Origin of the sequence: Teredinibacter franksiae, from assembly GCF_014218805.1 — a bacterium.
Classification (GTDB): domain Bacteria; phylum Pseudomonadota; class Gammaproteobacteria; order Pseudomonadales; family Cellvibrionaceae; genus Teredinibacter; species Teredinibacter franksiae.
In genome coordinates this window covers 2528057-2549648 of sequence record NZ_JACJUV010000001.1, presented here as the reverse complement: position 1 = coordinate 2549648, position 21592 = coordinate 2528057, and the positions used below count along the sequence as shown (strand labels likewise).

The following is a 21592-nucleotide window of genomic DNA, read 5'->3' as shown; positions in this document are numbered from 1 at the left end:
GGCTAGTCTTTATCATGGAAAATAGCTAAGTATTTTTCTAGCGCTAGCCGTAAAGACAATACGCTTAATTGAGGTGATTTTATGAAATGCTGTAACTGCCACAACATCGATTTAGAGCCGGTGGAAATAGAGAAAGGGCTCTTGGTTGCAGGCTGCCCAAGCTGCAATAGTGTGTTGCTGCCGCTTATGAATTATCGCTTCTGGTCTGAACACAGTCACGATGTAGAGAAACAAGTAACGAATATAGCCGAAGAAGTGGCTGGGGCCAAACAGTGCCCAAAATGCCAGAGAATTATGACCAAATTTAAGTTGGGCTCAACAACAGAGAACAACTTAGAGCTATGCGGCCACTGTGATGAAGTTTGGTTAGATGCCGGTGAGTGGGAGCTGGTAAAGCATTTGGATCTTCACGAAAAGCTTTCGTCGGTATTCACCGAGGCCTGGCAGCGTAATATTCGCAAACAAAAACAAGCGAATAGTATAAAGGAACACTACCGAAGGTTAATCGGCGAAGAAGATTTTGCCAAACTGGATAGCTTCAAGCAGTGGCTGGATGCACATCCAAAGAAATCGGAACTAAAACACTTTATAACCATTAATTTTTATGACTGAACAGGGAGCAAACATGTCTGAAAGCCGCGATTACCTCGAACTTACTTTTCGTTCAATAAACTGTTTCGCTGACGATGGCCGAATAGATGCCGATGAATTAAAAAAGCTCTATGCCATTGCCGAAAAAGATGGCGTAGTGGATGACAATGAAAAGCGGGTACTAAAAAACATTATTAGCCGTGTAAAAGAAAGCGAAATGGATTCCGCTTTGCAAGAAACCATTAATGCCATCGAAGTGGTTGTTGGCAAGTGATTTTTGATTCTATTCGGGGCTAAAATCAATTAATAGAGGTGTTGTTACCCAAATAGATACACGGTTTTAGGCCTGAAACGTTCCAGTTTACACTTTATAAGCGCTTATGGGCGAACGATGATTATCGTTCGAGGCATGAGTTAACTCGACATTACAAGGAACCAGATGAAATATTTAATAATAATTGCAGTTTTGGGCGCGGGGTATTGGATTTATCAGGATCGCGTATCGGGCACTAATAATAGTAATCTCTCAATAGCCGAAAAAATAGCCACTAATGGATCTGTACGCGCGGGAGAGGTTCTTGATACATCAAAGGAAATGATCAATTTTATCTGTGAAGATGACGAAGTGCTAAAAACCTGGGGAAGTAGTTCAAAAAAGTGTATTGAGCGGATAACGAATTTTGGTGAAATGTGTGAGGAAAGAATATTTCCTGATGTGGAGGCTTCTATAAAGACCGATGCAGAAGCGAAGGGTCTCATGCAACGGTACTCTGAATGCATGTTACCAAAATAAAAAAGCGGGTACTAAAAACATTATTAGCCGTGTAAAAAAAGCGAGATGGATTCCGCTTTGCAAGAAACCATTAATCCAATAGAGGCTGTTATTACCCAATAAGCCTTGGGCTGGTGTTGCAAAATAGACAATAGGCAGGAGGCCGTTGTGTATCAAACGATATAGTGGGGCATTAGAAACACGAAACCTTGGGTTAGACCAATTTGTAGGAGTGCGAGGGTTCGCCATTTTACTTGGCTTACCGGCTGCACTTCTGTGTTGGGCTGTGAATGAGCCAGCACTTGGGCCAATGATGGCGAGTATAGTGTTTTATTTTCTACTCGGTTTTGTTGGCGAGGCGCGCTTGCGGATTGGGTTCTACCTTGCTTATCTGGTAACTTTGGTCACGTTTACGTGGCTCGCGTTTGAGAGTCGGCCGCCTTACATCGTAATGGTTATAGCATTGGTGTTGCAAACCATTATTATGTGGAATGCGTTGCATGTGTATAGCATCAACACGCAGCGGCCTTAGATATATCCACTACTAATTTCTATACTTAAAATTCCAAACGCGACCGCGGTATGAACTATTGCTGATTTTCAGTAACGGTTTTCAATCGTTTTACAATATTGACCAAAGTGCTGTGGGTTGAATCGTCTAGTAGTTTTCCGTTGTCATCAAAGGCTTTACCCGCATGCGTTAATGCAAGTTGCTCGGGAATAACAATAGAAGAAAGGTTACCCAATAGCATTCTCAGTGGTACAAGCCCACGTAAGCCACCTAGCGCGCCGGGTGATGCCGCGCTAATGGCAAACACCTTTCCAGTGAAAGCCTGCAGCCTTGGCTCGCCTTCGTAATGGGGTCGGGAAATCCAGTCGACAGTATTTTTTAGCACGCCACTGTAGGCGCTGTTGTATTCCGGTGACGCGATAAAAATACCCGCGTGTTCAACGAACAGTTTTTTCAGCTCAATGGCCTTTTCGGGTAGGCTGCTTTTGGTTTCCAAATCGCCATCGTACAGGGGCATGGCAAAATCCCGAAGATCAACAAAGGTTGCTTCTGCGCCAAGTTCAGCGGCAATAGCAAAGGCTTCACGCGCAAGTGTTTTATTCAAGGAAGCAAGGCGAGTGCTACCCGCCAGAAAAAGTAGTTTCATGTTGTGGGTCCGCTTTAGGGGAGATCAAACAGCAAAATTTCTGAATCTTGATTGGCGATCAATTCAACTTCGAGCTTATTCTGAATGCCAAAGCCATCGCCTTCTAGGCCAGGAATACCCGCCAGCATGACATCACCGCGGGTAATATGAGCCCAGTATTTTCGTTTGGGGTCCAGCGCCACGGTTAACGTTTGGCCAGCAGTAAAGTGGCCCACCGATAATTTGGCATCCTGTTTAATGGGCAGAGAGCCATTTTCGGCGTTGGGCGACACCACCAGTCTAAATTGGTTGTGCATGTCATCCGGTGCAAAGCGCTTCTGGTGGTATTCGGGTGGGTTATTGTCGCAGTTGGGAATAATCCAAATTTGCAGAAAATGCACTTCTTCAGAATCGGAAGCATTGAATTCGCTATGGGTTATGCCGCTACCGGCACTCATTAACTGCACTTCACCTTGACTAATAGTAGAGCCATTGCCCATGGAATCTTTATGGGAGAGCTCGCCAGACAGCACATAGGAAATAATTTCCATATTGGCATGAGGGTGTGTCTGGAAGCCCGCCGAGGGTACTACCCTGTCATCGTTAATTACCCGTAACGGCCCAAAACCCATCTGATCAGGATCGTGGTACTGCCCAAAAGAGAAGGTGTGTAGGCTTTTAAGCCAGCCGGCATCTGTTGGGCCACGTAGGTTTCGGTCGCGCTTGGTAATCATGGTAACGCTCCTGTGAGTTTTCGCGTTGCCCAGATTGTATAACTAATCTGTTTGGCGAATAATCAGGTAAACTGTTAAGGGACTATTCGAATAAATAGAATAAAGGTACCCTAAAGATGGATAAACTTGCGAATATGAAGGCCTTCGCTACGGTGGCCAAGGGTGGTAGTTTTGCTAGGGCTGGCCAGCAAATGCAGTTGGCGACTTCCGTTGTGAGTAAGCGAGTGAAAGACCTCGAGGAGCACTTGGGCATACTGCTACTACAGCGCACTACGCGCCGGGTAAGCCTTACGGAAGCGGGTTACAACTATTTAGAGCAGGTGCAGCGCATATTAGACGAGCTGGAAGAAGTGGAAGAAAGTATTCGCAGCCAATCCCAGCGTGCGGTGGGTGAAATTAAAATTGGCGCCCCCCTTAGCTTTACCGTGGGTAAGCTGGGGCCAATATTCTCAGAATTTCTCAACCTTTACCCAGAAGTGAAAATCAAAACCTTTCTGTCGGACAAAAAAATAGACTTAATTGCCGAAGGTTACGATATCGCCATCCGTATTGGCAGCCTGTCAGATTCAAGTTTAATCTCAAAGCGCATTGCCCACTGTCGTCGGCTGGTGTGCGCAAACCCTGAATATCTCCAGCGCATGGGCACCCCTCAGAGGCCCGGCGACCTGTACCAACATCACTGCCTTATTTACAGCAATGTGCAAGACGGTAAAAGCTGGCCCTTCCATATCGACGGCAACATTGTGTATCAACCCATAGAGGGCCGGTTTAATTCCGATAACGGCGATGTATTGTGCGAAGCGGCTATCGCCGGTTGCGGCATAACAATGCTACCCAACTTTATTGTCGATAAAGCGCTTGCGCTTGGGCAGTTGGTAACGGTTTTGGAGGAATATGAAGAGCCAGATTTCGGTGTATACGTGCTCTACCCCAACCGAAGGCATATGAGCAACCGGGTAAGGTTGCTGATTGAATTTTTGGCGGAAAGCTTGGCTGAATAGGAAAGGCAGTTATTGTTTAAAAAAAACCGCTATCGGCCACCGGGGTATGTGTGGGTTGTCGCTATGCGATATCAGAAGTTTAGGTATTACTGTGAATGACGGCACGGTTGCACTAACTGTCTATGTTAAATATCAGGAGCTATCGCCCTGTAAGCGGTTGAAACGGCTTTACGCAAGATGCGGTTACCAGTGTATTCTTCCAAACAGATAGCGCTAACCTCATGAAAACCTTTGGCCTTCTAGTCGGTGATCGATTTAAGCATGTGTTAACGGAGGGTATTCGTGTTGGCATTTGATTAACGGTAACAGCCTGCTTGAAGGCACTTTTGTGCAAGCAGGGTAAGGTTTTTTGTGTGGGTTTTTATTACCAATCTTGTACTTTGGTCTTTCTTTGTGACTTCTGCGCTTATCAGTGCCAGCGGGGTTGCTCTGGTATGTTTAGGTAAATCTGCAGTGTTCGCTAAAACCAAGAGCATTTGTGTTGGGCTGAGGTCGGCAATCTGTGATTTTTTAGACACATTTTACTGAGCTAGCTACACTTAGTCTATATGAGCCACATTCCTCCGTCTGCCGCATGAATATATATAACCGTAGGTTATCAAGGTTAGTTGCCATAGCAGCTACTGTTATGGCGCTTGTCGCCTACCCTTATTTTCCGGAAAAACGTTACTTGGTGACGGGTGCGCCAGGGATAGATCAGTATCTTTATGGTGTTAAATTACCAGATGGCAGTTCTGTCGCCTCATGGATCAATGAAAGTGAGCGAAAATTTAGATGCCTGTACCCTGCAGGAATTCCAGTACCGAGTTATTACTGTAGTTACAATTTGGGCTACGGGTTTGAGCAGAACGGCGGTATGGATCTTTCACGCTATAACCACATTAATTTATCTATCGAATACACCGGCTCAGCGTCAAAAATTCGATTCTTTGCGCGCAATTATAACGAGCTGTACTCCAAGAAAAATGATTTCAATACTACAAAATACAATGCCATATTCATGTCTACAAAAGACATTACCCAAGAAATAACTCTGAATATGAATGAGTTTTTAGTAACAGAATGGTGGCGATTACAGTATGGAATAAGTCGGGCTAACTCGTTTGCTGAGTTAGACAACATTGTATCCCTTGGTATTGATTTCTCCGATTACATGACCGTAGGCAATCATGATGTCAAGGTCAATAAAATAGAATTTGTTGGAGAGTGGATATCGCGTGAAAGCTGGTATTTGATTATTATCAGTGTCTGGTTATCAGCCGTCTTCGTTAATACGGTGAATCAATTACGCCAATTCCGTAAACAAAAAATAGTGGACGAAAAGGTTATTTTGGAGCTGAATGAATACAACGAGAACTTAGTTAAAGAAACCGATAAGTTTCGCAAATTGTCGACTGTTGATGCTCTTACACAGTCTTATAATCGTTTTGGAATTGATCAAGTTGTTACAACATTGATCGCATCGTCAGAAAAAGCGACCATAGGTAAACCGCCCTTTTCGCTTATTGTATTGGATATAGACCATTTTAAACGCGTAAATGATAGGCGCGGTCATGATGCTGGCGATAGGGTTTTGAAGCAAGTGGCGGAAACCATTAACAGGAGTGTGAGAGAGGGAGACTATACTGGCCGTTGGGGCGGTGAGGAGTTCGTTATTATTTTACCCTTTACCGGCCATGAGTTTGCGTTGGCACTGGCCGAAAAAATTCGCATTATGGTGGGGCATTCGGAATTTGAGCCTGAAGACCCGCTGGTGGTTACGGTAAGTGCCGGTGTAGGCAGCCTGCTTGAAGAAGAGTCGTTCTCCGATTTGTTCAAGCGGGTAGATGAAGCATTGTATGCGGCGAAAGCAACGGGTAGAAACTGTTGTTGCGTAGCTGAGCGACAAAATATGGATTACCTGGTAGCTAGAGTGTAACTGTGTATAGTTTTTTTAAAAATATTGGTCGTCTTTACCCTCCTTTTGATCTGCAGTAGATTGGGTTACGCGAGTGCAATTAAGGCTCAAATTACGGTCGTACCCGAGCAAGCGGGGGTGTCCGAGTAATTCATGTTACCTGCCTGTATCCCTGCATGGTCGTCATTTTCATTGATTGGCCGCATTCCACAGCCAAATTTTAGTCATGCCCGTTAACGCAGGTTTCGTTTGTTGGGGGTTTTTCCGTGCCCTGGAAGTGCTCGTCTCCCGCTTTCGCGACCGAGACTAAACCTGAGGTGCGTGAGGGTTGAAGAATTTCTGCTGGCACTGGTGCGTTGAAGCTGCGAGTAAAGCGGCCTGACTGCAAAGGTGGTTCTCGGAGGCGTATGTATACCGCCATGCCCGGCGTACATTGAGTTACACATAGGCGTATCACACATAGGCGATAATTCAGGAAAAAAATGGCAGCGTGGAGAGTATTGATGCCGCTATAGGGAACTTGCATGCCTCTGATTAACTCCAAGGCTTTTCTGTTTCTCAGGTTTTCTCTGATCGAGAAACGCTTTAATGGTTAAGTAAAAAACTCAACGAAGAACTGGCGAAGTCTGTGAGGCTCCGAAGAACATGTTTAGAGCCTGCTAAGTGGTATTTATGAACCAATGCTTACATGGCAAACATCATGACAAAAAAAGAGCTACCTTACATGAAACGATATGGCGTGGAGCTACTGAGTGTCGACGGTTATGGCGCAAAATTTATTGAGCAGCGGGCGTTGGGTTTTGTTGCCAGCCTAGTGTTGGCGGCATTATTTGGCGAACCCTGGTTAGCCCTGTTAGGGGGGGTGTTTGTGGTTTTCGGCTGGCTCGCAGAGCTGTGGCCAGAAAACGGGTTGCTGCTAAGTGCTGTTATACCTTTAACGGCTTTGCTGTGGTGCTTAATGGCGGCAGTGGCATTCGAGCTGTTTTTACCGGGTAGCCTGCTTTTTGGCGTAATTGCGCTGGCGTTGGTGGGAGATGGCTTTCGTCACCCAGTGTTTCAAAAACCTTTATAGCACTAGCAAAAGTCCGTATTGCGAAAGCCACTCAATAGCCAGCGCTAATTTTTTATCTTAGTAATACCCAAACTCTTCATTACCCAACGTTCAAAAACCGGCTCGCTCACGCCTGTGCGAATTTTCCTAAGGAAATATTTTTCGAAGGCAATTTTCGCTAGGTGAACCCACTTGCCCGACTTCATCCAGCTTACATTGCGCGGTGGTATCTGCGGCATGGCCACGAAGGCAATGCCAGAATCTCCCATATCGGCCAAACACACGGCGTTCCAAGTGGCTTCGGTTTTGGCTTCTTCGCCGTCTAAGCGTGCACGAATATTGTGGGCGGTTGCGGTAACCATGCTTTCGATCATAAAGCCGGTTTTAGGTACGCCTGTGGGCACGGGCGTGGGTTTTTTGGGCGCAATCGCTACCGCCACACCAATACCCCAAATATTGCGATGGGTAGGGTTACACTGGTGTTTGTCGATAAGGATAAACCCGCGCGGGTTGGAAAGCCCTTCTACATCACGCACGGCGTCTATACCGGTAAAGGCAGGTAGCATCATCGAATAGCCGAACGGCAGCGCATGGCGCTTTATTTCCGCGCCATTCTCGTCGCACTCAATCACCTGCATTACCCCTGCTTCCACCTTTTCGACCTTGGCGTTACAGATCCAATCAATATGATGTTTACGCAACTCAGCTTCCAACATGGTTTTACTGTCGCCTACACCGTCGAGGCCAAGGTGGCCAATAAAGGGTTCTGGGGTGACAAAAGTCATGGGAATTTTATCGCGTATTTTTCGCTTGCGGAGATCAGCATCCATAATAAAGGCCATTTCGTACGCCGGCCCAAAGCAGGAAGCCGCCTGCACGGCGCCCACTACAATAGGTGCCGGGTGCTCTATTAGCTGCATCCAGTTGTCACACGCTTTCTCGGCGTGATCTATATGGCATATGGAGTTGGTAAAACCCTCTGGCCCTAAGCCCTCAACCTCATCGAACGCCAGCCGCGGGCCAGTGGCTATAATCAGGTGGTCGTACTCTAGGCTACTTCCATCGGCAAATTCCAGGGTGTTGTTCGCAGGCTTAACCTTGCTTACGGTGGCAATCACCAGCTCAATTTTTCGCTTATGCATGGGCTTGGCGAGGTCTACCGTTATCTCCTCACGCTTGCGCCAGCCCACGGCAACCCAGGGGTTGGAAGGCACAAAGTGGTAGTAGTCCTTGTCACTAACCATTACCACCCGGTCTTCCGGTTGCGCTAAATCTTTCATTTCATAGGCCATGGGTACACCGCCCAAGCCTGCACCAATAATCACTATAGTGGCCATGATTCACGATCCTCTTTAGTTATGGTTGAACTGCCTGAATTGCTCGTTAACGAGTAAAAACCCTAGAGACATTAATATTAGCAAACTCTAAATCAATATTAAGTGGGTAGATGTGATTAATATCCCATGTTAATTTACTTGCATAGAAGTTTCGAATGAATACAATAGCTTTCGTTTTGAAAGTTAATAAAAGCTATGAATAAGCGTAACACCCAACAGCGCCGTCGGCTGATTCTCGACAGGCTTAGCGCCGACGGAGAAGTCAGTGTAGAAGCCCTTGCTGCCGAGAATCACACCTCTGGGGTGACCATTCGCAAAGACCTTGCGGCGCTGGAAGCCAGTGGTTTGTTGTTGCGTAAATACGGCGGAGCAGTACCGCTACCGAAAGAACTGGTGGTAGATATACCCCCAGAAGCTAACGAAAGGCTTTCGAAACGAAAGCTGGCTATTGCCAAAGCCGCAGCAGGGCTTATTCGTGACCACTACCGTATTATTATCGATGCTGGCCAAACCACCACTGCCCTACTGCCGGAATTGGCCCACAAACAGGGCCTGGTTGTAATGACCAATTCCCTTGATGTTGCTAACGCCCTGCGGGAGCTGGAGAACGAGCCAACGCTATTAATGACCGGTGGCACCTGGGATACCCAATCGGAAGCTTTTCAAGGCCAGCTGGCAGAAGAGGTGCTGCGTTCTTACGACTTTGACCAGCTATTCATCGGCGCCGATGGTATAGACCCAAAGCGTGGCACCACCACCTATAACGAGTTATACAGCTTAAGCCGAGTTATGGCCGAGGTATCGCGTGAGGTAATCGTACTGGTGGAATCAGAAAAAATTGGGCGTAAAATCCACAATTCGGAGCTGGTGTGGAAAGATATTGATTTGCTGGTAACCGACGAAGGTTTATCGGCCGATTTAAAACATGAAATACAGGCGCAGGGCGTAAAAGTCGTGTGCGCAAAAACTTAACCGCCGTTGCCGAGTGTTATTCCCGCGGGCATGAACAGGAGTTGAGTCTTCACCGAACTGTTTTGATGCAAGCGGCCACGGTACATAGGGTTAAGTACACGTTGCTAAAGTTGATCTTGGTTATTCCTGCATAGGTGGGAATCTAAAATACTTACATTCTTTCCCGCACCGGCGGGAATTTAAAAAAGGAAAGCATTATGTGTGGAATAGTTGGCGCGGTAGCGCAACGAGACGTGGTAGATATTTTAATAGAAGGCCTGCGTCGCCTCGAATACCGCGGCTATGATTCGGCGGGTGTCGCCGTCATAGGCAACGACGGAGAGCTTCAGCGTTTGCGCCGGTTGGGCAAAGTAAAAGAATTAGCCGATGCCGCAGAGCTAAACCCCACTACCGGTGGTACCGGCATTGCTCATACCCGTTGGGCAACCCACGGCGAGCCCAGTGAGCGTAACGCACACCCGCATATTTCCAACGAAAAAATTGCCGTAGTACACAACGGTATTATTGAAAATCATGCGCCTTTACGTGAGCAATTAAAAGCCGATGGCTATGTCTTCAGTTCCGACACAGACACCGAAGTAATAGCCCACCTAGTAGAAAAAGAACTGAAAAATACCGGTAGCTTACTAAAAGCCGTTCAAATCTCCGTAAAACAACTGGAAGGCGCCTACGGAACGGTCATTCTCGATAAAGACGACGCTTCTCGTGCGGTAGTGGCGCGCTCCGGAAGCCCTCTGGTGATTGGCCTGGGCATTGGTGAAAACTTTATAGCCTCCGACCAGCTAGCGCTTTTGCCCGTAACGCGCCGGTTTATCTTTTTGGAAGAAGGTGATGTAGCCGAAATTACCCGTAAAACCGTCGATATCTTCGACAAAGATGGCAACCCGGTAGAGCGTGAAATTCACGAATCCAATGTAAGCTACGATGCCGGTGACAAAGGCCAGTACCGTCACTACATGTTGAAAGAAATTCATGAACAACCCCACTGTGTAACCAATACCCTTGAGGGGCGATTAAGTGAAGATTCCGTTCTAGACGAAACCTTCGGCAATGGTGCGGCAGACCTTTTCAAAAAGGTACAGCACGTACAAATTGTTGCCTGTGGCACAAGTTACCACTCGGGCATGGTTGCGCGTTACTGGCTGGAAGAATTAGCGGGTGTTAGCTGTAATGTCGAAATTGCATCGGAATTCCGTTACAGAAAATCGTTTGTACAACCGAATAGCTTACTCATTACCATTTCGCAATCCGGTGAAACCGCCGATACCCTTGCGGCGCTGCGTTTAGCAAAAGAACTGGGCTACCTAGGTAGTTTAACCATTTGTAATGTCGCTGGTTCTTCGCTGGTACGCGAATCCGATTTAGCCTTTATGACCCGCGCGGGTGCAGAAATTGGTGTGGCGTCTACCAAAGCGTTTACCACCCAATTGGTTGGTTTGGCGATGTTGGTACTTGCCTTAGGTAAATACAACGGCCTAAGTGCAGCCGATCAAAAAGAAATGGCAGAGGCATTAAAATCACTGCCTGCAAAATTGGAAGATTCGCTTTCCCTCGCGGAAGACATTGAAGCACTAGCAGAAGAATTTGCCGATAAACACCACTCACTATTCCTTGGTCGTGGGGATCAATACCCTATTGCAATGGAAGGCGCGCTTAAATTAAAAGAAATTTCCTATATACACGCCGAAGCTTACGCCGCAGGCGAACTTAAGCACGGCCCGCTGGCACTTATCGACGCCGAAATGCCCATTATTGTCGTAGCGCCTAATAACGACTTATTGGAAAAGTTAAAATCCAATGTTGAAGAAGTGCGCGCACGCGGCGGTATACTGTATGTGTTTGCCGATGAGAACGCAAAATTCGAAAGCGACGACACTATGCGCGTAATTAACGTACCGCATATTCACGAATGGTTGGCCCCTGTGCTTTACACCATACCGCTGCAATTGCTCTCTTACTATGTAGCCATTATTAAAGGTACAGACGTAGACCAGCCACGTAACTTGGCCAAAAGCGTAACGGTGGAATAGGTTTCGCCGCGTACAACTAGCACTACACCCTAGGCTCGTATGGAGTCAACAAAAAGGCGGCTTGCGCGAACCCAGTAGTGGGTTGGCAATAGCGGCCTTTTTTATGCGTGCCGATAACGCCAAAATCTTCTCGTTAAAAAAGCTTCTGTTATAGCTGCGCCAATAGTGAGTTTTTGGCGCCAAGGCTGTGTTTGGCTGCTGACAATACCCTAGCTACTGAACAATAATTGAGCCCGCGCAATTATTTACTGTTTCTAGCCTTTATGCTGAACAGGTGAAGGGGAGCTTATCCAGAGAGGATTGGCTGACGAGGTTGGTTTCGTTGGGGTTAAGGTGTCTAGATGTAGCCATCTTGTGTCTATATCTGTACTTTTATGGCTATATATGGACATTATGTCTAGATATAGGAAGTGTTATATACAAATGTTATACACAACAGAGAAAGTCATGAGCGTTCAAAAATTCGCTTCACAACTAAAAGAGACTATTCAAGGTATAAAAGAGAGCGGTACAGAAGCTATTTTATGTGAAAATTTGATTGCATATTTAGAGGACGTGGAAGGAGATTCTTCTCACGCACCAACAGAAGTTGAGCTTGAAAAATACAAAGCTGAGTTACAGTTGCAGATTGAGCAAAATAAAAACATACACAATTCTAAGATTGAGATGTTTAGGTCAGTAATATCTGCCGGTCAAAATGCTATCCGTACATCTTTTCTAATGAATGGAGGGGCGTCTGTAGCTTTACTCGCGTTTATAGGGCATCTTGCAGAAATAAAGCCCAGCAGTGTCGTCGCTTTTGCAAATGTTTTGCTTCCATTTGTTTTGGGTGTGCTAGCTATGACCTTGACGTCCGGTTGCACATACATAAGTCAATGGCTATATGACAGTGCTAAGCCAAAAGCACAATCCTGGGGTTTTGGCCTTAATATACTATGCATAATTTTGGGGCTTTTGTCGTACGTTTTCTTTGTATGGGGTATGTATTGTGCGTATTCAGCTTTCACAACATTTGTATAACAAACTCAGCCAGTCGGACCTACGTTCCGGTGTTTGTTTTTGTGCTGGTCGCTACGCTTGCACAAAATCAATCACCTCCACTTCGGCCGCTGCTGCAGGGCGTTAGGTCTAGCATGAAAAAATTCGTACTAATATTTCTCGTTCTTTCTATCTGTTCATATGCAGATCAACCGCCAGATTGGAACGAGTTTATTGTTCAGTCAGAGAATAAAAAATGGAGTGCGGTAATTGTTCGGCAGGGAAAGTCAGAGAAGCCGTGGAAAGATGAATGGGTTCTCAACGTATACGAAGGCTTTTATGTCTCTAGTCCAGCACCGAATATAGTTCCTGCATGGTCTACCTCGTATAATCCGAGCGGGTACTCTGGAGGGTATCTGTCAAACGATGGTTCAGCTTTTTCGTATGTGGAGTTTTGGTACTATCCAAACAATCCAGTGGTACAGATTTATAGGCAAGAATGCAACATTCAAAAGAACGGTTCGTACTTTAAAGTTGGGAGTAAGTTACAGCAAACTGCATCTCATCAGCTCTGGCTAAAAGAAGGTGATAACGTAAAGTACTATACTACCAACGGGAAACTAGTTTTACAGCTAGAAACAGTTAAAGGTTTGCGTAAGCTAAGTGCGGTTTGCAGTGAAAAAACCTAACAAAAAGCTGCACCTGACATTTTTTGCTACGCTCAATTGTGTATGTCGCGGTGCTCCATTTTACACAATTGCTCTCCGCAAAAACTGCAGGTGAGCTTGGCGTTAGTGCGACAAGTTAAGCTTGGAGCATCTTGCTGGGTGTAAGTCCCAGTCGGGTAAGGTCTAGCCAACCACCTGTATCGAGTCTTGCGCACTGTGCGGAGATTATGGATCGCGAATACTTTCCTGTTGCTGATTTTATTTTCTTCAACAAATAATCGAACAACCAGTGTGAAGCGTAGACAGAGAATTATGTAGGCCATAAGGAATGCGTGTTCCTGAAGTGTTGGTATCGCTCTGATAATAAATTGTTCTGACTGGCTAGGCTTGTAACGCCGCCGAAGCCCATGCAATACAACCATTAGTTGGCAAGGTTGTGGCGAGTTGGCGGAGTTATCAAACCGTGGCATGTATAAAGAGATGTTTTCGAGAACTTGAGAGATCCAAAGTAGCTCCCGCAGGAAGTGGGTAGTGACGCTGAGTAAAAAGCGAGGCAGATCGATGGCACCTTGGAAGTCGGATCAGCTCATAGTAGTCTGAGAGCGGGAAAGCCGTTCACATGGCGAGGGGGCTGACAGTAATATCACGGTATGTAACAGACACATAGTCCGGACAAGTCGGGCTGGAGAAACTATGACAACCGCATTGCATACCATAGCATTTAAGGCACAAACCCACCCTAATCATCGTTTCCAGAATCTATACGGATTGCTAGATTCGGATTTGTTGGTACAAAGTTGGGGTCAAATCAATAAACGTAAGCGCCAATCCAACCACACCCTACAAGGCGCGACATTAACATAATAACCTATAGTCTCCATTACTAAGGAGGCTATCATGTCCAAGCGCCGCACCTACAACTGGCCCCAACTTTTCGCAGAATTCGAGCGGTCAGGCCTATCGCAAGTCGAATTTTGCAAGCAACACGACCTCAATCCAAAATATTTCAACTTAAAGCTTTCCAAGCTCAAAGCGCAGGAAGACAGTGCGTTCGCGCATGTGGTTGTACAGCCTGAACTTTACTCGCGGCAGGGGCTTGTCCTCGAAGTGGGCAACTGTAAAGTTCATTGCCCACCAGCCATGTCTATTCCTTCCTTTGTATCATTGATTAAGTCCCTCGCATGATCCAGTGGTCCAATGCGATTCCCATATACCTGCACCGCGACCCAGTAGACTTTCGCAAAGCGATCAATGGCCTAGCGGTTATCGTGAGTGAGGAGATGGAGTTGGATGTATACAGCCAGGCGTTGTTCGTGTTTTGCAATAGAAACCGCAGTCAGCTCAAAGTGCTCTATTGGGACAGTACGGGTTTTGCCCTGTGGCAGAAACGCCTAGAGAAGGACAAATTTAAGTGGCCGAGTAAAGACCCGCTTGCAACCGCATCAATTACCTACGAGCAATGGGATTGGTTATTGCGGGGTTTTGACTTTGCTAAATTTAGACCACATAAGCAGTTAAAATTCACCGAGGTGGCCTAATATTTTGTATAATAGCCGCTATGAAATATGCGGCGGCTTTACAGAAAGAAAATGATTTATTGCGCGAAAAGATTGCCGCGCGCGATACGCAAATCGCCGTATTAAACGAACAGCTTAAACACCTGCTGAGCAAACGCTTTGGATCTTCTAGTGAAAAAATATCGGCTGATCAGCTAGGCCTATTTAACGAAGCCGAAGCATGTGTAGTTGAAGTTGAGGCCGCCGAAAGCGATAGCACCACTGTAAAAAGTTATACTCGCAAGCGTAAGCCTCGCGTTACTATACCCGACAACCTTCCCCGTGAAGACATCATTCACGACATCACCGAAACGGAAAAAGTCTGCCCTCACGATGGCAGCACTCTTAATATCATTGGCAGCGAAGACCATGAACAACTGGAAATCATCCCCGCTAAAATCAAAGTGGTTCGCCACAAGCGACTAAAATATGCCTGTCCCTGCTGTGACAATCACATTGTAACGGCAGGCAAGCCCAAACAGCCTATCGAAAAAAGTATCGCCAGCCCCAGTCTACTCGCTTACATCGCGGTGCAAAAATATGCGGATGCTTTACCTTTATACCGTCAAAGCGAGATATTCAAACGAATCGGCATAGAGCTGGACAGAACTAATATGGCGAACTGGATGGTGAAGTGTGGTGAGCTGACACAGCCCCTTATCAACCTGTTAATTGATTACCTCCACAAGCCACCGTACATCCACATGGATGAAACCACACTACAGGTATTGGGTAAGCGCCCATTAACTAGGGTGTCTTGACATCCTTACATTTAAAATTCCACGGCAATAATTTTTCAAGATCCTCCATCGTCTCTGCGTAAGGCAATTTTTTCAACATATCCTTAAAATAACCATAAGGCTCAAGCCCATTCGCTTTTGCCGTTTCAATTAAACTGTAGTAAATCGCGCTGGCATTTGCCCCTTTCGGAGTATCACTAAAAAGCCAATTACGTCGACCAACACAAAAAGGTCGTATGGCGTTTTCCGCTAGAATATTGCTGATGGGGATTTCCCCCTGCTCGCAGTATAAGGTCAGCTTTTCCCACTGGTTTAAGGTGTAGCTAATAGCTTTCCACGTTAATCCTTCTTTTGATACCCGACTTTCATTTTTTTCTAGCCAAGTTTTTAGTGTGTTGAGTAAAGGGACGCTTTCCTGCTGTCGGGTTTGGATTTTTTCTTCGGCTGTTTTGCCTTGTATCTGGCGCTCAACCAGATAAAGCTTGTTGATAAGCGATAATCCCATGCGGGCCTTGCTGGGAGCTCTCGATTTTGCGTTAGCTTTTAAATCTTTGCTTGCTGCTTTTTCGGCTTCGTCAAACTTGCGGCGTGCATGATCCCAGCACCCAGCATGTTGGAGTTTCTGCTTTTTCACCACAGCATTGTAGCCAGCATAACCATCAGTTTGCAGAGCGCCATTAAACCCTTCTAACAGGCGCAACGGCACATCCTTACTTCGAGATGGATCATACTCAAACAAAACACTGGGATGATCTGGAGGCCCTCCACGGGTTAACCACATCCACTTGTCACTGGTTGCGCTCCGACCGGGTTCTTTGAGCACCTGAACGCGGGTCTCATCGGCTTGTATAAGATCACCATTCCATTGATGCTCTCGCATTAGCTTGATTAGCGGAGCAAGCTGTAACGATAAACGTATTAGCCAATTGGCCAGTGTAGTGCGTGTAACACTGCCACCATAGCGCCCCAAAATGCCTTCTAAACGATAGAGTGGCAACGCATCCATGTATTTAGCAGTAATGATGTAGGCCAATGTGTTGGTGCTGGCAACAGCTTTCGGTAGCGGGTGTTTAGGTAAGGGGGCAGAAACAATTCTACGCTTATTTTCTCCGCCAATATTTTTATCTTCGTCGTCGATAAAAATCGCTTTTTCTTGCATCAGTTCAATCACTTGAACCTGTGCCGGGATAATATCCAGCTCTTCTTTAACTTTGACAAAGTAGGTGTCGATAGCGCCGTCTTTTGCCTCATCACTGAGTTCAATGCGGTGCTGAACACGCGGTATAGTGGGATTTAGCCCTTTGCGGCCCGAGGGCTTTTTCTTCTTGGGCTCATCATCGGCTTCCTGCTCAACCTCTATGGCTTCTGCTTCATCAAACATCCCCAGCTGATTAGGCTGTTGCTCGCTACTGCGGCCATACAGTTTTTGTTTTTGTTGCCGAAGCAGCTCTTCCAGTACGGCAATTCGAGCTTTTTGCGACTGTATGACTTGAGTTTTTTTGCCAATGACCTGATCTTTTTCGTCAAGTAGATTTTCTTTTTGTTCGAGCTGCGTATTTTTTTCCAGCAGCAGATCGCGCCACGAACCTTCATCAAAAGTGGAGTCGCTATCGCTTACATTCTGAGTATTTGGAGGTGAAGTCATGGCGTGGATTATACCAAATTATCCCCCGCTATTTTTAAAATACTGTTTCGTAATGCAGTTTTTTATGGGGTTTCATCGCGCTCAGATCATAGCCATCCAGCAGCCAATTTAATTGTTGTCCGCTGAGGGTGATAATGTCATCCCCCTGCCTAGGCCACTTGAATTTTTCTTCGGCTAAGCTCTTGTAATACAGGACAAAACCGTTTCTTTCCCAAAATAGGCATTTGATTTTGTTGCGGCGCTTGTTGGTAAAGCCATAAAGGCGCCCTTCAAATACGTTATGCCCCAGCTCCCGCTCAACAATGGCACTGAGTCCATTAAACGATTTCCTGAAGTCTACAGGCTTTCGATAAAGGTAGATAACGGGTAGCGACCGCGAGGGTCGCATTACTTCGTTCATTGTAGCGTGCACATTAATGCGCTCACTAGCGGTAAGGTTTGTGTGCTTATCCCTTCGATTGTATGTCCGCTGGCCAGGCGTAAACTTAAACATTCAGCGCCGATGGCATTGGTGCTCAAAACACTAACTTGGCTAAAGCCTGTTGATTGCGCATCTGGGCTAAGTGCTTGGGGTTCATACTTGCGTTTGTAGTATGACAGCTGGTGAGCGACCAAGCCTTGCTCTCGGCAAAATTGAGAAAGTGGTAAACCAGATTCTCGCCATGCTTTGAGTTCGACCCGCCAGTCAATTGGGGGGGTACGCGTTTGTTTTTCCATAATGGACTCCTTGGTTAGGGGGGGCCATTATGAGCTGATGATTGTTGGCTGGGTATTACCCGGGTTAATGGGCGCTTACGGTATTGGAAGAGCCGGGAAAGACCGCACAAAGCAAAAGCTACATGTGGGTAATGACCAGCACAGGTCCACAGTCGGTTTGCGTATTCCACTATGCGGATAACCGAGGGCAACGGGTACCCATCGAGCTACTTAGCGCCGAAAATACCGCCATTATGGTCGACGGCTACGAGTGGTACCAAAAAGCCTGTGATGAGTACGGTATTACCCGCTTAGGTTGCTGGGCTCATGCCAGAAGAAAGTTCAAAGAGGCTCAAAATTTACAGAAAAAGGGTAAAACAGGCAAAGCTGATCAAGCCTTAGCCTATATCCACAAGCTGTACGCGATTGAAAAGAAAATAAAGGACGAACCACCGGATAAACGCTACCAAGTTCGCCAAGAGCAGGCAAAACCCATCCTCGACAAAATCAAAGAATGGTTGGATAAAAGCTTACAGTCGGTGGCACCGAAAACAAAACTCGGTATAGCATTGGTGTACCTGAACAACCAGTGGGATCGATTAATCGCCTACCTGGAAGATGGGTGCTATCCCATCGATAATAATGCTGCCGAACGTGCAATACGCCCCTTTGCTATTGGTCGCAAAAACTGGATGTTCAGTAAGAGTCAGGCGGGCGCTAAAGCTAGCGCAAATCTTTACAGTCTGATAGAAACAGCCAAGGCTAACGACCTGAATACGTACGACTATTTGCAACATATTTTTGAAGAACTACCCAATGCGCAAAATGTTGAGCAGATTGAGGGATTGTTGCCTTGGAATGTCCAGCTTGGTTAGGGTGTGGTTGGTTTGGCGCTTACCAATAAACAATCGGCGTGTGGAATTGACGGCGTAACACCTAGCGATTTCAAACAACGATTGCCTGAAAATATCAACCGCCTGCATCAAACGCTAAAGTGTAAAAGCTATCGAGCGAATGATGTGAAGCGGGTCTTTATCCCAAAATCCAACGGTAAACTACGCCCGCTCGGGCTGCCAACGTTAGATGATAAAATCGTACAGCAAAGCGTGAGTCAGATACTGCAAAGTATTTGGGAGCAGGACTTTGTGAAGAATAGTTATGGTTATCGTCCGAACAGAAGCGCGCATCAAGCGGTGCATAGTTTACAGTTGAACCTTCAATACGGTACTTATGGTTATGTTGTCGAAGCGGATATAAAAGGCTTCTTCGATAATATAGATCATGAGTGGTTGATGCGTATGCTGAAACAGCGTATTGAAGATAAAGCCTTATTGAACCTTATCAACCAGTGGCTGAAAGCGAGAATAAAATCACCAGAAGGGGTGTTTGAGAAACCGGCCAGTGGAAGTCCACAGGGCGGTGTGATCAGCCCAGTATTGGCGAATATATACTTACATTACGCACTGGATATTTGGTTTGAGAAACGCATAAAGCCACGCTTACAGGGGCGAGCCATGTTGATACGGTACGCCGACGATTTTGTTGTTGCGTTCCAGTACGCTAATGAGGCGCGTGAGTTTTATCGGGAACTACCGAAACGCTTGAGAGAGTTTAAGTTAGACGTAGCGCCAGAGAAAACACACCTGAAGCGGTTTAGTCGGTTCCACCCAGGGCAGCACCATAGCTTCGAATTCTTGGGCTTTGAGTACTACTGGGACACTGATAAAAAGGGTGAGGCTAGGTTGCGTCGACATACGGCACCAAAGAAACACAAAGCTAAGTTGAGCGAGTTCTATCAGTGGATAAAAGCCAATCGGTCTAAACGACTGAATGTCTGGATGCCACAGTTAAGGCGTAAGCTGACGGGCTTTATAAACTACTTTGGTTTGCCTGATAATAGTCGAAGTGTCGCGCGTGTTTATGATTATGTTCTGCATAGTCTATACAAGTGGCTCAATCGGCGAAGTCAGCGGCATAGCTTTAACTGGCAAGGGTTTAAAGACATGTTAAAATACTTTCAGATCCAGCAACCACGGGTGTGGAAACGTCACATTCAAGTGGACTGGTATTGAGGGCTTGTGAATTACACGAGCAACGATATTATTGAGGAGCCGGATGCGGTAGTTCCGCACGTCCGGATCTGTATGGGGGCGGCTTGGGTAACTGGCCGTTCTACCATGACTGTTTCTAGGAGTTGAACTTTGGGTGTCTATTACATAATCGTGAATGACTCTAAAAAGGAGTATGTAGATCCGTTTGATTTCGGAGACAACATTAAGCTCGGCCGAGTTGAGGTCGTCGTGAGCAGTTTTAAAGAAAACAATATAGGTTTGGTTTTTCTGGCTGAGTGTAGTTTTCCCGCTAGCGATAGATCCGGAATTTATGTTGAAGTGGTACTAAATTCTAAGGGTACCGTTTATGTCGAGCAAATATCAGCTTATAGCACGGTGAAAAATGCATAACCAACTCAGCCAGCAGGACCTCCGTTCCGGCGCTTCTTTTCGCGGTGGCCGCTACGCTACCGCAAAAATATTCGCCTCCACTCAGGCCGCTGCTGCAGGGCGTTATGGTTCAACGGGAATTTAAGTAGAGTAAATATGAAAACTATAGTCGCTTTTATAATCGCTTTTATATCGATATCAGCATACGCTGAAAATACTTGTGAATTGCCAGAGGGAGCCACTACTGGGAAGCCTGTAGTTAAAGTAAATCCGAACATTAAATCTAAAGTGAATGAAGGTGACTGCGCCCTAGTCACCTTTAAACTAGTTGAGAAAAAAGGTAGCGAAGGTAAGGGGTTGGTGCCTAAGTCAATTAAGGTGGTTTCGAGTTCAAATAAAACACTTGCTAAAGCAGTCAAAAAGTCTGTTTCTAAGTGGTTATACCTATCTAAAAGTCATAGTGCTGGAGATGTATTGTATTATTCATATGAGTATAAAAATGAGTCAAAACCATAACCAAGCTAGCAACCTGACACTGCATACTACGCTTCTTTTTGGTGTGGCTGCGCCACAATACACCAAAAAGCTGCTCCGCACGCAGTGCAGGTTCTAGCGGCGTTATATTTAATCCAAATTTCGATAATATCATCGAACAAACCGAAAAGGACTTAACATGAAAAGACTATTGCCGGCAACATTCACACTTCTAGCATCAACTTATGCTTCTACTGTGACCGCTGAGAATAGTTGGTATCTTGGCGCACTGTATAGTACACAAGAAATATCAACTTACGGTAGAGATTTCAATACTGCTGGGGTCATCGCAGGGTATAAATATAATAAATACTTTTCTTTGGAGACAAGGTTATCTACTGGTACATCAGGTTACTCGAGTTTTTACGGTACACCTGAAGAGCCATGGGGAGCCTATAGTGAAGACATTGATACACAATCTTCACTATTAATAAAGGCATCTTACCCTATATTTAATTTGTTCAAACTATACGGTTTAGTGGGTTATACAAATACGAAGCTTGAAATAAATGGGTTAGGGCAATATAACGATTTAGAAGGTAACATAACAGGAAATTACCCTTTTAAACATACTAAATCGGACGGCGGTTTTAGTTATGGCGTAGGCTCGGATTATCAGATAAACAAAAACTTTAATGTCTTTATCGATTATCAAGCTCTTCCTGATTTAGAGCAAGGCTCAAGTATTTCTAAAAGTTGGAAAAGTACAACAATCGGCGTTAATTATTCTTTTTAACGTATTTAAATATAGCTAAATAAGACAGCCATATTAAGAAAAAGTACAGCCGAATAGTTAGTAGGTTTGTAGGCTAG

The 21592-nt window shown here is 45.8% G+C and carries 24 protein-coding genes and 2 pseudogenes; 20 read left to right on the top strand and 6 right to left on the bottom strand.

Annotated elements, in window-relative coordinates; translation table 11 throughout:
* The first annotated feature begins 81 nt into the window (after nucleotides 1-81).
* The 3 genes from H5336_RS10600 (at nucleotide 82) to H5336_RS10590 (ending at nucleotide 1384) form a co-directional block, all read left to right on the top strand.
* Complete coding sequence (locus tag H5336_RS10600) at nucleotides 82-612, top strand: TFIIB-type zinc ribbon-containing protein (RefSeq protein ID WP_185233989.1); 531 nt, start codon at nucleotides 82-84, stop codon at nucleotides 610-612.
* Between the two features lie 13 nt (nucleotides 613-625).
* Nucleotides 626-865, top strand: a complete 240-nt coding sequence (locus H5336_RS10595; RefSeq protein WP_185233987.1) for a hypothetical protein — start codon at nucleotides 626-628, stop codon at nucleotides 863-865.
* 165 nt (nucleotides 866-1030) lie between these two features.
* On the top strand, nucleotides 1031-1384 hold the full coding sequence (locus H5336_RS10590; RefSeq protein ID WP_185233986.1) for a hypothetical protein: 354 nt from the start codon (nucleotides 1031-1033) through the stop codon (nucleotides 1382-1384).
* A gap of 566 nt (nucleotides 1385-1950) precedes the next feature.
* Here H5336_RS10590 and H5336_RS10585 read toward each other — a convergent pair.
* Both H5336_RS10585 and H5336_RS10580 read right to left on the bottom strand, forming a co-directional pair.
* A complete protein-coding gene (locus tag H5336_RS10585; protein WP_185233984.1) occupies nucleotides 1951-2520 on the bottom strand; it encodes an NADPH-dependent FMN reductase in 570 nt (189 codons plus the stop codon).
* A 14-nt stretch (nucleotides 2521-2534) separates the two neighbouring features.
* Nucleotides 2535-3233 (bottom strand): pirin family protein, encoded by a 699-nt coding sequence (locus H5336_RS10580; RefSeq protein WP_185233982.1) that lies wholly within the window; start codon nucleotides 3231-3233, stop codon nucleotides 2535-2537.
* A gap of 116 nt (nucleotides 3234-3349) precedes the next feature.
* Between H5336_RS10580 and H5336_RS10575 the strand changes: the two genes are divergently transcribed.
* The 3 genes from H5336_RS10575 (at nucleotide 3350) to H5336_RS10565 (ending at nucleotide 7203) form a co-directional block, all read left to right on the top strand.
* A complete protein-coding gene (locus tag H5336_RS10575) occupies nucleotides 3350-4234 on the top strand; it encodes a LysR family transcriptional regulator (protein ID WP_185233980.1) in 885 nt (294 codons plus the stop codon).
* A gap of 628 nt (nucleotides 4235-4862) precedes the next feature.
* Nucleotides 4863-6152, top strand: coding sequence for a GGDEF domain-containing protein (locus H5336_RS10570; protein WP_185233978.1), 1290 nt, complete (start codon nucleotides 4863-4865; stop codon nucleotides 6150-6152).
* 679 nt (nucleotides 6153-6831) lie between these two features.
* The gene (locus H5336_RS10565) at nucleotides 6832-7203 is read left to right on the top strand and encodes a hypothetical protein (protein ID WP_185233976.1); all 372 of its coding nucleotides are present in this window, start codon (nucleotides 6832-6834) and stop codon (nucleotides 7201-7203) included.
* Nucleotides 7204-7247: 44 nt separating this feature from the next.
* Here H5336_RS10565 and H5336_RS10560 read toward each other — a convergent pair whose 3' ends face one another.
* A complete protein-coding gene (locus H5336_RS10560) occupies nucleotides 7248-8519 on the bottom strand; it encodes an NAD(P)/FAD-dependent oxidoreductase (RefSeq protein ID WP_185233974.1) in 1272 nt (423 codons plus the stop codon).
* 195 nt (nucleotides 8520-8714) lie between these two features.
* Here H5336_RS10560 and H5336_RS10555 point away from each other — a divergent pair, with 195 nt between their 5' ends.
* The 8 genes and pseudogenes from H5336_RS10555 to H5336_RS10520 all read left to right on the top strand — a co-directional run.
* On the top strand, nucleotides 8715-9491 hold the full coding sequence (locus tag H5336_RS10555; RefSeq protein ID WP_185233972.1) for a DeoR/GlpR family DNA-binding transcription regulator: 777 nt from the start codon (nucleotides 8715-8717) through the stop codon (nucleotides 9489-9491).
* Between the two features lie 197 nt (nucleotides 9492-9688).
* Nucleotides 9689-11521 (top strand): glutamine--fructose-6-phosphate transaminase (isomerizing), encoded by a 1833-nt coding sequence (glmS, locus tag H5336_RS10550; RefSeq protein WP_185233970.1) that lies wholly within the window; start codon nucleotides 9689-9691, stop codon nucleotides 11519-11521.
* Nucleotides 11522-11968: 447 nt separating this feature from the next.
* Nucleotides 11969-12541 (top strand): hypothetical protein, encoded by a 573-nt coding sequence (locus H5336_RS10545; RefSeq protein WP_185233968.1) that lies wholly within the window; start codon nucleotides 11969-11971, stop codon nucleotides 12539-12541.
* A gap of 113 nt (nucleotides 12542-12654) precedes the next feature.
* A complete protein-coding gene (locus H5336_RS10540) occupies nucleotides 12655-13188 on the top strand; it encodes a hypothetical protein (protein WP_185233966.1) in 534 nt (177 codons plus the stop codon).
* 672 nt (nucleotides 13189-13860) lie between these two features.
* Complete coding sequence (locus tag H5336_RS10535; RefSeq protein ID WP_185233964.1) at nucleotides 13861-14031, top strand: hypothetical protein; 171 nt, start codon at nucleotides 13861-13863, stop codon at nucleotides 14029-14031.
* 33 nt (nucleotides 14032-14064) lie between these two features.
* On the top strand, nucleotides 14065-14352 hold the full coding sequence (gene tnpA, locus H5336_RS10530) for an IS66 family insertion sequence element accessory protein TnpA (RefSeq protein WP_185231017.1): 288 nt from the start codon (nucleotides 14065-14067) through the stop codon (nucleotides 14350-14352).
* The gene (gene tnpB, locus H5336_RS10525) at nucleotides 14349-14705 is read left to right on the top strand and encodes an IS66 family insertion sequence element accessory protein TnpB (RefSeq protein WP_185231015.1); all 357 of its coding nucleotides are present in this window, start codon (nucleotides 14349-14351) and stop codon (nucleotides 14703-14705) included. Before tnpA (H5336_RS10530) ends, tnpB (H5336_RS10525) begins: the two co-directional genes overlap by 4 nt.
* A 20-nt stretch (nucleotides 14706-14725) precedes the next feature.
* Nucleotides 14726-15454: pseudogene (locus tag H5336_RS10520) on the top strand (transposase); the annotation flags it as partial.
* A gap of 16 nt (nucleotides 15455-15470) precedes the next feature.
* On the opposite strand, the gene tnpC (H5336_RS10515) reads toward H5336_RS10520, so the two are convergent.
* The 3 genes from tnpC (H5336_RS10515) to tnpA (H5336_RS10505) are packed head-to-tail and all read right to left on the bottom strand — an operon-like array spanning nucleotide 15471 to nucleotide 17825.
* Nucleotides 15471-17108, bottom strand: coding sequence for an IS66 family transposase (tnpC, locus tag H5336_RS10515; RefSeq protein WP_221628031.1), 1638 nt, complete (start codon nucleotides 17106-17108; stop codon nucleotides 15471-15473).
* Between the two features lie 34 nt (nucleotides 17109-17142).
* Nucleotides 17143-17508, bottom strand: coding sequence for an IS66 family insertion sequence element accessory protein TnpB (gene tnpB / locus H5336_RS10510; protein WP_185233961.1), 366 nt, complete (start codon nucleotides 17506-17508; stop codon nucleotides 17143-17145).
* Nucleotides 17505-17825 carry an IS66 family insertion sequence element accessory protein TnpA gene (gene tnpA, locus H5336_RS10505; RefSeq protein ID WP_185233959.1) on the bottom strand — a complete coding sequence of 107 codons (321 nt, stop codon included), beginning with the start codon at nucleotides 17823-17825 and terminating at the stop codon, nucleotides 17505-17507. Before tnpA (H5336_RS10505) ends, tnpB (H5336_RS10510) begins: the two co-directional genes overlap by 4 nt.
* A 74-nt stretch (nucleotides 17826-17899) precedes the next feature.
* Between tnpA (H5336_RS10505) and tnpC (H5336_RS10500) the strand changes: the two are divergent.
* From tnpC (H5336_RS10500) to H5336_RS10480, 6 genes and pseudogenes are all read left to right on the top strand, one after another.
* Nucleotides 17900-18679 (top strand): annotated as a pseudogene (tnpC, locus tag H5336_RS10500) (IS66 family transposase); the annotation flags it as partial.
* 12 nt (nucleotides 18680-18691) lie between these two features.
* Nucleotides 18692-19876 carry a group II intron reverse transcriptase/maturase gene (ltrA, locus tag H5336_RS10495; protein ID WP_246439075.1) on the top strand — a complete coding sequence of 395 codons (1185 nt, stop codon included), beginning with the start codon at nucleotides 18692-18694 and terminating at the stop codon, nucleotides 19874-19876.
* Between the two features lie 150 nt (nucleotides 19877-20026).
* On the top strand, nucleotides 20027-20266 hold the full coding sequence (locus H5336_RS10490) for a hypothetical protein (RefSeq protein WP_185233955.1): 240 nt from the start codon (nucleotides 20027-20029) through the stop codon (nucleotides 20264-20266).
* Nucleotides 20259-20390 (top strand): hypothetical protein, encoded by a 132-nt coding sequence (locus tag H5336_RS23410; RefSeq protein WP_281385510.1) that lies wholly within the window; start codon nucleotides 20259-20261, stop codon nucleotides 20388-20390. Before H5336_RS10490 ends, H5336_RS23410 begins: the two co-directional genes overlap by 8 nt.
* Before the next feature lie 11 nt (nucleotides 20391-20401).
* Entirely contained in the window at nucleotides 20402-20761 is a 360-nt protein-coding gene (locus H5336_RS10485; RefSeq protein ID WP_185233953.1) for a hypothetical protein, read from the top strand.
* A 157-nt stretch (nucleotides 20762-20918) separates the two neighbouring features.
* Nucleotides 20919-21515: a porin family protein gene (locus tag H5336_RS10480; protein ID WP_185233951.1), complete on the top strand. Its 597-nt coding sequence runs from the start codon at nucleotides 20919-20921 to the stop codon at nucleotides 21513-21515.
* Nucleotides 21516-21592 lie beyond the last annotated feature (77 nt).

What these genes read in the sequence shown, in the direction of transcription:
- H5336_RS10600 (WP_185233989.1), top strand. Translation starts at nt 82, where the DNA reads ATGAAATGCTGTAACTGCCACAACATCGATTTAGAGCCGGTGGAAATA.
- H5336_RS10595 (WP_185233987.1), top strand. Translation starts at nt 626, where the DNA reads ATGTCTGAAAGCCGCGATTACCTCGAACTTACTTTTCGTTCAATAAAC.
- H5336_RS10590 (WP_185233986.1), top strand. Translation starts at nt 1,031, where the DNA reads ATGAAATATTTAATAATAATTGCAGTTTTGGGCGCGGGGTATTGGATT.
- H5336_RS10585 (WP_185233984.1), bottom strand. Translation starts at nt 2,520, where the DNA reads ATGAAACTACTTTTTCTGGCGGGTAGCACTCGCCTTGCTTCCTTGAAT.
- H5336_RS10580 (WP_185233982.1), bottom strand. Translation starts at nt 3,233, where the DNA reads ATGATTACCAAGCGCGACCGAAACCTACGTGGCCCAACAGATGCCGGC.
- H5336_RS10575 (WP_185233980.1), top strand. Translation starts at nt 3,350, where the DNA reads ATGGATAAACTTGCGAATATGAAGGCCTTCGCTACGGTGGCCAAGGGT.
- H5336_RS10570 (WP_185233978.1), top strand. Translation starts at nt 4,863, where the DNA reads ATGGCGCTTGTCGCCTACCCTTATTTTCCGGAAAAACGTTACTTGGTG.
- H5336_RS10565 (WP_185233976.1), top strand. Translation starts at nt 6,832, where the DNA reads ATGACAAAAAAAGAGCTACCTTACATGAAACGATATGGCGTGGAGCTA.
- H5336_RS10560 (WP_185233974.1), bottom strand. Translation starts at nt 8,519, where the DNA reads ATGGCCACTATAGTGATTATTGGTGCAGGCTTGGGCGGTGTACCCATG.
- H5336_RS10555 (WP_185233972.1), top strand. Translation starts at nt 8,715, where the DNA reads ATGAATAAGCGTAACACCCAACAGCGCCGTCGGCTGATTCTCGACAGG.
- glmS (WP_185233970.1), top strand. Translation starts at nt 9,689, where the DNA reads ATGTGTGGAATAGTTGGCGCGGTAGCGCAACGAGACGTGGTAGATATT.
- H5336_RS10545 (WP_185233968.1), top strand. Translation starts at nt 11,969, where the DNA reads ATGAGCGTTCAAAAATTCGCTTCACAACTAAAAGAGACTATTCAAGGT.
- H5336_RS10540 (WP_185233966.1), top strand. Translation starts at nt 12,655, where the DNA reads ATGAAAAAATTCGTACTAATATTTCTCGTTCTTTCTATCTGTTCATAT.
- H5336_RS10535 (WP_185233964.1), top strand. Translation starts at nt 13,861, where the DNA reads ATGACAACCGCATTGCATACCATAGCATTTAAGGCACAAACCCACCCT.
- tnpA (WP_185231017.1), top strand. Translation starts at nt 14,065, where the DNA reads ATGTCCAAGCGCCGCACCTACAACTGGCCCCAACTTTTCGCAGAATTC.
- tnpB (WP_185231015.1), top strand. Translation starts at nt 14,349, where the DNA reads ATGATCCAGTGGTCCAATGCGATTCCCATATACCTGCACCGCGACCCA.
- tnpC (WP_221628031.1), bottom strand. Translation starts at nt 17,108, where the DNA reads ATGACTTCACCTCCAAATACTCAGAATGTAAGCGATAGCGACTCCACT.
- tnpB (WP_185233961.1), bottom strand. Translation starts at nt 17,508, where the DNA reads ATGAACGAAGTAATGCGACCCTCGCGGTCGCTACCCGTTATCTACCTT.
- tnpA (WP_185233959.1), bottom strand. Translation starts at nt 17,825, where the DNA reads ATGGAAAAACAAACGCGTACCCCCCCAATTGACTGGCGGGTCGAACTC.
- H5336_RS23410 (WP_281385510.1), top strand. Translation starts at nt 20,259, where the DNA reads ATGCATAACCAACTCAGCCAGCAGGACCTCCGTTCCGGCGCTTCTTTT.
- H5336_RS10485 (WP_185233953.1), top strand. Translation starts at nt 20,402, where the DNA reads ATGAAAACTATAGTCGCTTTTATAATCGCTTTTATATCGATATCAGCA.
- H5336_RS10480 (WP_185233951.1), top strand. Translation starts at nt 20,919, where the DNA reads ATGAAAAGACTATTGCCGGCAACATTCACACTTCTAGCATCAACTTAT.